Here is an 8,109-nt window from a genome sequence, read left to right on the forward strand (position 1 = left end):
TGGTTCAGGAGTGCGTCACCAGGGCGAGCAGTCCACCGGCTACCGCCAGTTCTGCGGCCTGGCCCCGAACCTGCCGCTGCTACCCGACAGCGCCGGGTACCGCCGCTACCTCAAGGCGTTCTTCGACGAACTGTCGACCGAGGTGAAGGTGCTCTTCTTAATTCGACTTGTCCTATTTCGCTCTGGTGCGGCACCCGCCTGTTGATCTCCATCGGGTGGATGGTCTGATGGCGGTGGTTTCCCCTCGTTCCCGGCCGCAGTATGGAGCGTGTGGTGTCGATGCAACCGCAGCCGTGGCCGGAGATCCCGGAAGCGACGGTGCGGGCAGCGCGGGCAGCGGCATACCCGCTGGCGATGCGGGTCCGTGACGAGCCCGGTGGGCTGTTCGCCGATGCCAGGTTCGCCGCCGCGTTCGGGGTGCGGGGCCGGCCGGGTTGGTCGCCGGGACGGCTGGCGCTGGTGACGGTGCTGCAGGTGGCCGAGGACCTGACCGACCGGGCGGCGGTGGCGCGGGTCCGGTTCGGGATGGACTGGAACTACGCGTTGGGGATGGAGCTGGACGACCGGGGGTTCGACGCGTCGGTGCTGGCGGAGTTCCGTGCCCGGCTTGTCGCCCACAGCTGGCTGGAGCTGCCCTGCCGCAGCCGGCCACTGAACCAGATCGACCGTCAGGTGACCCTGGCCATTGCGGCCGCCGCGCCGACAGATACCGGCTTGCTCGGAACCATGGGGCATCTCATCAGCCGTCTGGCCGAGAGCGGACAGCCGCGTGAGGCCGCCGACCTGCTGATTTTGGTCGTCGAACGGTCGCAAGTCCGTGGCTTGTCCCGGGGCGCCGAGAACGACCTGGCCAACAACCTGCGCCGAGCTATGCGGCTGATCTTTCGGCATGCTGACCCGAAAATAACGTGCACCGGTCATGGGCAGCCCGCTGCGATGGGCTCGAACCGGAGGGTGAGGCCGAGACGGTTGGCCTCCTTGATCATGCGTCGCATGGTTCGTTCGGGAGTGCGCGTGGAGAGGTGGCCAGCACCGAGTTCGCGGTAGGGAACCTTGTCATGCAGGATGTGCCAGATCGCGATGGCCAGCTTGTGCATGACTGCGACCAAGGCCCGTTTGCCGCCTCTGCGTGTGGCGATGCGGCGGTAGAACACGGCCAGGTACGAGGTCTTGTCTTTGATGGCCGACATCGCTCAGGTAGTGGCGAACCATGAAGGCGTGGTGGTCGGTGAACTCGCCGTCCAGCGCCTCGATCAGGGCAGGAATCTTCTGGCGTGCCTTACCGCACGCGAGGTCGGCCAGGCGGTTGGGGTCCCGTTCCCCGCCGAGCAAAGCGGTGAGGATCGCGCGGCCGGTGGCCCCGGTGACATCGCTGATCACCGAGGTGAGCTTCATGCAGTTTCTCTTCCAGTTCCTTCTCCAGCCGCTGGGCTTCTCGTCCCACCGCGCGGACGATCTCGGTCCGGCGACGGGTCAGATCCCGGAGTTCCCGGATCTCACGGGCCGGCACGAAGGAGGCCATGACCAGGCCGGAGGCGCCGGCCCGGGCGAGGAACGCCGCGTCGCTCGGGTCGGTCTTGCGACCGCGAATGCCTTTGAGGTGGGCGGGATTGACCAGCATCAGGTTCAGATACGGCTGCAGGGTGTAGTAGACCGAGCGCCAGTAGTCGGAGGTTGCTTCGATGACCACTACCTCAATCCGATGTTCCTGCAGCCAGGCCAACAGCCGCAGCACCTCGGTGCGGGTGGTGCCGTGGATCTCGGCGTCGTCCGCGACGATGATCCAGGACCTGTCGTCGGGGTGACGTTCTGCGATGATCCATCCCCGGTAGATCCAGTTGTAGATGGTGGCGGTCGGCATCTCCAGGACCACGGCGAGTTCGGCCACCGACCAGCGGTCCGCTCCCAGGTCGGTCAGCGCGGTGCGGGTGCCGCGGGGGTGGTGGATCCCGATCCCCAGCCGGCGGGTCAGAGTCAGGATCTGCCCGGGGCCGAACCGGTCGGTGCGTTTGGGTGGGCGCAGCCCGTCGGTGTTGAGTTGGTCGGCGATCTGCCGGCTGGACAGGCCGCGCCCGGCCAGCTCGGTGACCCGTGCGACCAGCTGGGGATAGTAGGACAGCTGGTCGAGGCGGGCGACCGGGCGGGCGGCCTGCCCCGTGGTCTGGTGGCCGCCAGCCCAGACGATGGTCACGTTCACCGTCTCGCTGTCCCCGACGACCCCCACGATGATCGTGTCGATGAGGGTGCGCAGGAGTTGGGCCGAGGATGGGGCCCGCCGATCCGTGTCTGGGCCGGAGGTGGGCTTGGGGCCGAGCAGTGCGGTCTGGTGCCGGGCCGGTTCGGCCGCTTGCAGTAGCGCGTCCTCGACCAGGCGCAGTCGGCAAGGTGAATGCGGCCGTCCGCGGCGAGGCGTTCCAGCGCAGCACGCCGAGAGCGGCGCGGACCGGCGCGAGATCCGCGCCAGCCTGCCAGTGCACCGTCGTCAGCGCCGGAACGTCGGCGCTCTGGGCGACGAGGTGAGCGAACCAGCCGCCGGCGCCGACCGCGCCAAGCTGCGCCGGGTCACCCAGCGCGATCACGACCATGCCGATATGGGCGGCGCAACGCGGAAGCCGTTCGGCGTCGCGGGTCGCGACCTGCGTCGCCTCATCCACGATCAGCACCGAACCCGCCGGCCACACCACCGTCGGGTCCTCAACGTTGCCAGCAGCGTCAGCCAACCCGCGACGACACGGGCGGGGATATCCACCCGCTCGGCGAGCTCCTCGGCCTGCCGCCAGGCGGCGTCCACCACCTGCCTGCGGTGGCCCGATTGCCCGAACCCCTTGGGATCAGAACGCAACCTGAGGTACTTGGGTACCATGGCTAAGGGAGGTGAGCGTCATGACCACCGTCGGACCCCGTCGCCAGGCCCCCCTCAAGGTCGACCCTGCGACGGACGAGCTGATCTCGCAGGCCGCGCACTTTCTCGGCATGTCGAAGAAGGACTTCGTGGCCGATGCCGTCCGGGCCTACCTTGACCAGCGCCGCGAGGAGATCCGTCGAGGCATGGCCGCCTCGATGAAGGTCCTCGACGGCTCCCTGTCCGCGAGTGTGGCCGCGCTGACCGGCCTGTCGCCGGAGCGGATCGAGCAGCTCGGCGGCGTCGGCGACTGGGACGAGTAGCCACATGCCGGTCCGTCCGACACTGCGCTGCCTGCGCGAAGACCTGCACCTGCCGCTCCCGCCGGCCAGCACTCCCCTCGACCAGGTCGACCACCCACTGCTGACCAAAGCCAACGAACAGTTCGCGGACCCGGACACCCCGCACGAGCGGATCCGTGCCATCGACGACGTGGTCCTGTTCAAAGTCAAGATCGGCCGATGGCGCGGCGCGACCCACACCGACCAAGCCGAGAGCGAGGCCCGCGACTGGCTCGTCGCCGCCGGCCACCGCGAGGACGGCTCAGCCGACGACTTCTACACCGCGCTGCACTCCCAGGCCCGCGCCGCCCGACAGCGCTACAACGCCGAGCACGACAAACCGCTGACCACCGACACCTACAGCCAGCATCTGCTCCCAGGGGACGACGACCAGGACCGCTATCTCCTGGAAGCCGGGACCAGACTCGCAAAACGTCTCGACACCGTGATCCGCGACCTCGCCCGCGGCTCGCTACGCGACGGCCATGAGCACGCGGTCGACCTTTCCGGTTTCCGACTCGGCCTGCTCGTCCGCGCCGACCACGGCCACGAAACCTACGTCGCCGTCCGGATCACCGGCTCCGTCCCCACCGACCTGACGGCCGTGATCCTCTCCCGCGTCCCGGGCTGCGCCGCCGACGGCTGGTTCCCCGAATACGCGCTCCCCGAGCGGCACCTCCTACCCGCCGAGCATGCCTGGTCCAACCTCATGGACCCCAAGGCCGCCGCCCAGCTGCTCGATCACTGTCGGCCTGCCCCCGACCGGTAGATCTGCCAGGCGGCGGCGCTGATAGCCGTGCACCCGGGTGGTCACGGTGCCGCAGCGCGGACAGGGCAGCGGCCCGGCCCGGGTCCGGGCAACGACCCGTACCACCGACCCCTCATCGACGACCCGATCGATGAACACCGTAGCGAGCTGAGGAAAAACGACTTTCAGGAAAGAGGAAAAACGACCTTCAGGAAATCGGCGTCACACAACGCTGACAATACCTGCACGGCGACTGCCTGTCACCACCGGAATCTTGGCAGAGCCTATCTTGGCAGAGCCAAGATAACGGTGTAAGGAATCTTTCTGGGATTACTTTCAGTCGACAGTCAGGCGGCCGTCAAAAGTCATATCGAATGCATTCAATGCGCGTTTCCGTGGACGACGTGGGCGGTGAACGTGTCCGGCTGCGCCGCGATCGGCGTGCTGATGGTCCTGATCGCCGAGGTCCGGACCGCCGAAGTCCGGACCGCGGACCCCCTGGTCCGCCCGTCTCTCGGCACCGGGGTCCTCGGCGGATTCACGACCTTCTCCACCTACGCGGTGGACACGCAACGGCTTCTGGACACGGGCCGGGCCGGCCTGGCGCTTGGCTATCTGGCCGCGACGATGGCCGGCGCGCTCGGGAACATAGGGCCATGAGACCGAAACCGACAGCCAACCGCTCCGCCTTCGAGGCGAAGGCCGCTGCACTGCGCGGCGTGAGCGTCGAGGCGGTGAGCTACCGGGGTCTTCATCCTTCCGACGGTGAGCAGGAACCATGGGATTACGGCGACTGGCATCACGCCGTCATGGGTGTCGAGCTCACCACCGATGCCCGGCCGTTCACCATCATCTGGACCAACACGTTCTTCTGTTACGGCGTCGAGGTCTTCGCCGATCCCATCGACCGCCACCTCGTCTCCGACGAGTTCGGCCCGAAACGGGCCGGCCCGGATGACGGGGCTCCCCGGTGGGCTGACAAGCTCCACACCCCGGTGCACGACGTCGCCATCTGGTGGGAGCGGATCGACGTCGGACCCGGACGACTCAACGGAACCGGCGAGATCGTGGCACCGCCGTACTCGGTCGAGGTCCCGGTCGCGCTCCGCCTCGACTTCGACGCCGGACCTGTCTGGTTCGTCGCCGCCACGCCACACTGGCCGGAAATGAATGACTTCTTGGTCCTCGGAGACGAGATCGTGGTGGTCTTCACGCAAGGCCTGATGCGCGACATCGGCTTCGACGACCCGGCCTTCGTCCTCTGACCTACATCCGCCAGTAGCGCGGCGGGGCTGCGGTCGCCAGGGCGGCGGCCGGTGGCGCGGCGAGAGCATCACCAGCGGTTCTGGGCGGCGATCGCGCGTGGGCTGAGCAGCGAGGATGTCGCACAGGGCTGGCCAGGCATGGAAGTCGCTGTGTCGATCGGCCGGGACCGGTGGGGCCAACGTCTGGGCACCGAGACGATCACGGCAGCGCTCGACCTCGGGTTCGCTCGCCTCGACGTCGACGAGCTGGTCACCGCCACGCATCAGGAGAACGCGGGCATGAACACGATTGCCCGCAGCCCCGGGCACAGCCGATGACGGGTAGGCAGATCGGGAGCTGGCCGGCGAGTTGTCCGGCGGCGGTGCCGGTCACCACGACGAGCAGGACGAGGGCGGCGTTGGCCGCGGTGAGGGTCTTGACGCGGCCGCTCACCCCCAGGCCCGGTCGGGCGGCATTGGTACTGGGCCGTCGTGCGCGGAGGCAACCTTCGGCGGGTACTGGAGGTACTGGAGGTACTGACGACCTGGTCTCTGGCGGGAAGGGAACGGACGCGGTGATGATCGAGCAGGCGCCCCGGCAGGTTGCGGTCAAGGTCTCCCCAGAGGGGGACAAACTGATCACCAGTGGCGCGCACTACCTGCACATGAGCAAGAAGGATCTCGTCGAGGCGGCGGTCGCGTTCTACCTGGACGCGCGTCGCGAGGAGATGCAGCCCGGGATGCGGGAGTTGCTGAGCGAGCTCGACGGCAGCCGCGCGTCGCGGATAGCGATGCTCGCAGGGATGACCCGCGCCGAACTCGACGCGGTCGGCGGCGTCGAAATGGAACCAGCCGAGGCCGCGAAGCTTCTCGACCAGCATCCATGAGCCTGTCGTCCTGCTGGCCGATCCCCTGGGCCTGGATGCACCCCCTCTCGCAGAGTCAGGCGGCCGAACGGAGCAGGGTTGCCACCAGCGGCCCGCGAGACGACCAAGAATGGGCGGAAAGCCCGAACGGCCAGAGGCGTGACCGAAACCGGCAGGGCGGAGACGCAGCGCGGGCACGGAGTAAGAGCGACCGGCAACAGGGGACGCGGCGTCGCGGGGTTGGGGCACGCACCTCGCGTCATCGCTTCGCGTCCATCGCTTCGCGTCCATCGCTTCGCGATGCACGGGTACCCCGGCTCCGTCGGTCGCCATCCACCCAAGAAACATGAACACATGTTCGATACGATAGCGAGGTCGCCCGCTGCGGCGGTCATTCGGCATAGTCCCTGGTCAGGACCGGCCGGAGCCCCGTCGTCGCGCAGAGCGTTTTGAAGGCGCGGATGTCGTTGCGGTGCTCGATCGGCCCACCGGTGCTGGTGGCGAAGACGATCCGTTCGTCCGTCCATCGTGTTCCGGCGTGAATGGGCCAGTAGCAACGGTCAGCACCTGGTCCCACAGGTCGACAGGTGCACCCGCGCTCCACATGCTTGCTGAGTAATGGGCAGCTTCGTTGCGGGCTACCGCTTTGTTCGGTGATGGCTGGTGATGGCTGGCGATGTCAGGCGACGATGTAGCTCGAGTCGTCGAACTCGGCCGTGACCTTCAGCCGTCCGCCAAGTGCCTCGACGTAGGCGCGCAGGACTGACACCGACACCACGTCCAGCTTTCCGCGTTCCACATCGGAGATGCGGGGACCGGATACACCTATGGTTTCAGCAACCTCACGCTGGGTCAGACTGCGGCCGCGCCGGACCTCGGCCAGTCGGTAGGCGTGGGTCTCGTCGTCGAGGCGCCGTTGCCCGGCCTCGCGGTCGGTGTCGGTCCGCACCGGGTGGCCGGCGGCGAGGCGTGCCTGCTCGGCCTGGCGTTTGACGGCGTCCCATCTCATCGTTGTCATCGGTAGTCCCTTCTCTCGATCTCGGCAAGATGCCGGTCATAGCGTTCATCCGCTGTGGGTATCGCGGTCTTATACCAGCGCTGCCAGTTACCGGACTTGTCTCCGGCGATCAGCAGCACCGCCCGGCGGACCGGGTCGAAGGCGAACAGGATCCGAATCTCGCTCGTGCCTGCGGAGCCCGGCCGTAGCTCCTTCATGTTGTGATGACGTGCATTCTTGATCCGGTCGACCAGCGGCCGGCCGAGGGTCGGGCCTGCGAGGGCTAGTCGATCGATGGCGTCCTCGACGAGGTCGGCCGAGTGGGGGCCGGCGGGTGGCCGCGGGGATGTGTAGCCGCGGTGGCAGCGACGCCTTGGTGGGTGGCCGGCCCGGCACGAGTGGATGGTTGGCATACATTTTCCGCCCGAAAACCGGCGCCTCCTGACGTCTTTCTTCCACTCGTCGCACCGAGGGGAATGCGGATCAAGGAGTGGGGTTGGGGTGGGTGCGTCGCGAGGTGCGAGGAGGTCCAGGTAGCGGTGTTCTACGTGGGCCGACGGGGCCGGGGTACCCGTGCGGCGCGAAGCGGCGTGCGGGCAGCGATGACGCGAGGCGCCGTCTGGCGCCGGCACGTACCCCGTCCACCGCTTCGCGCTGGCCGGGGACCCCTCGTTGGACGAACGTCCGGCGCCGACCACTAATGCGGTGGACGCGGGTGCGACGGCGGTGGTCCACAGTGCGCGCAAGGTCGGCTCCTGGCTCAACCCTTTTGACTGATCTGCTGCATATGCCCAGAATCGGCTACGCAACGCATCTGAGCGTGTTCTCTAACAGTTGACGGTCAGTTGGGATGGTGGGCCGGCTGGACAGCGAGCGGCCCCCGGCGATCTGCAGCTGCGGTCGTTGGTCGTCATTGATGCCGGTCCGGCCGGGTTCTGGCGGCGGGAGGCACCGGCCGAGCCGCTGCGCGCCGAGGACATCGACTCCCAGATGGCGGTCCGGTTGGTGCCGGTCAGTGCCAAGGAGGTGTGGGCCGGGTTGGTCGAGTTGCTGCCGGAATCGGCCGGGGAG

Annotated in this window: 11 protein-coding genes and 2 pseudogenes; 8 read left to right on the top strand and 5 right to left on the bottom strand. The window is 67.9% G+C overall.

Features of this window, described 5'->3' with window-relative positions; translation table 11 throughout:
• Together U9978_RS17065 and U9978_RS17070 are read left to right on the top strand one after the other, a co-directional pair.
• A partial coding sequence (locus U9978_RS17065; protein WP_322762134.1) for a hypothetical protein occupies positions 1 to 205 on the top strand: 205 nt, incomplete at its 5' end.
• A 74-nt stretch (positions 206 to 279) separates the two neighbouring features.
• The gene (locus tag U9978_RS17070; RefSeq protein WP_322762167.1) at positions 280 to 1,047 is read left to right on the top strand and encodes a transposase; all 768 of its coding nucleotides are present in this window, start codon (positions 280 to 282) and stop codon (positions 1,045 to 1,047) included.
• Positions 1,048 to 1,279: 232 nt separating this feature from the next.
• On the opposite strand, the gene U9978_RS17075 is transcribed toward U9978_RS17070, so the two are convergent.
• Positions 1,280 to 2,224, bottom strand: a complete 945-nt coding sequence (locus U9978_RS17075) for an IS110 family transposase (protein ID WP_322762135.1) — start codon at positions 2,222 to 2,224, stop codon at positions 1,280 to 1,282.
• A 289-nt stretch (positions 2,225 to 2,513) separates the two neighbouring features.
• Positions 2,514 to 2,684, bottom strand: a pseudogene (locus U9978_RS17080) (AAA family ATPase); the annotation flags it as partial.
• Positions 2,685 to 2,883: 199 nt separating this feature from the next.
• Here U9978_RS17080 and U9978_RS17085 point away from each other — a divergent pair.
• Positions 2,884 to 3,165, top strand: coding sequence for a hypothetical protein (locus U9978_RS17085; protein WP_322762136.1), 282 nt, complete (start codon positions 2,884 to 2,886; stop codon positions 3,163 to 3,165).
• A gap of 4 nt (positions 3,166 to 3,169) precedes the next feature.
• Positions 3,170 to 3,952 (top strand): hypothetical protein, encoded by a 783-nt coding sequence (locus tag U9978_RS17090; protein WP_322762137.1) that lies wholly within the window; start codon positions 3,170 to 3,172, stop codon positions 3,950 to 3,952.
• Here U9978_RS17090 and U9978_RS24140 read toward each other — a convergent pair.
• Entirely contained in the window at positions 3,863 to 4,090 is a 228-nt protein-coding gene (locus tag U9978_RS24140) for a transposase family protein (protein ID WP_416211012.1), read from the bottom strand. The two genes, U9978_RS17090 and U9978_RS24140, sit on opposite strands and share 90 nt — an antisense overlap.
• Positions 4,091 to 4,318: 228 nt before the next feature.
• On the opposite strand from U9978_RS24140, the pseudogene U9978_RS17095 reads away from it, so the two are divergent.
• The 4 genes and pseudogenes from U9978_RS17095 to U9978_RS17110 form a co-directional block, all read left to right on the top strand.
• Positions 4,319 to 4,591 (top strand): annotated as a pseudogene (locus U9978_RS17095) (fluoride efflux transporter FluC); the annotation flags it as partial.
• Positions 4,588 to 5,196 carry a hypothetical protein gene (locus U9978_RS17100; protein ID WP_322762138.1) on the top strand — a complete coding sequence of 203 codons (609 nt, stop codon included), beginning with the start codon at positions 4,588 to 4,590 and terminating at the stop codon, positions 5,194 to 5,196. The pseudogene U9978_RS17095 and the gene U9978_RS17100, both read left to right, overlap by 4 nt.
• A 51-nt stretch (positions 5,197 to 5,247) precedes the next feature.
• Entirely contained in the window at positions 5,248 to 5,514 is a 267-nt protein-coding gene (locus tag U9978_RS17105; protein WP_322762139.1) for a GNAT family N-acetyltransferase, read from the top strand.
• Between the two features lie 239 nt (positions 5,515 to 5,753).
• Positions 5,754 to 6,062 carry a hypothetical protein gene (locus U9978_RS17110; RefSeq protein WP_322762140.1) on the top strand — a complete coding sequence of 103 codons (309 nt, stop codon included), beginning with the start codon at positions 5,754 to 5,756 and terminating at the stop codon, positions 6,060 to 6,062.
• 658 nt (positions 6,063 to 6,720) lie between these two features.
• Here U9978_RS17110 and U9978_RS17115 read toward each other — a convergent pair.
• Positions 6,721 to 7,059: an XRE family transcriptional regulator gene (locus U9978_RS17115; protein ID WP_322762141.1), complete on the bottom strand. Its 339-nt coding sequence runs from the start codon at positions 7,057 to 7,059 to the stop codon at positions 6,721 to 6,723.
• Complete coding sequence (locus tag U9978_RS17120) at positions 7,056 to 7,451, bottom strand: type II toxin-antitoxin system RelE/ParE family toxin (RefSeq protein ID WP_322762142.1); 396 nt, start codon at positions 7,449 to 7,451, stop codon at positions 7,056 to 7,058. Before U9978_RS17120 ends, U9978_RS17115 begins: the two co-directional genes overlap by 4 nt.
• Positions 7,452 to 8,109 lie beyond the last annotated feature (658 nt).

The organism is Protofrankia sp. Cr2 (assembly GCF_963555885.1).
Lineage (GTDB): Bacteria > Actinomycetota > Actinomycetes > Frankiales > Frankiaceae > Protofrankia.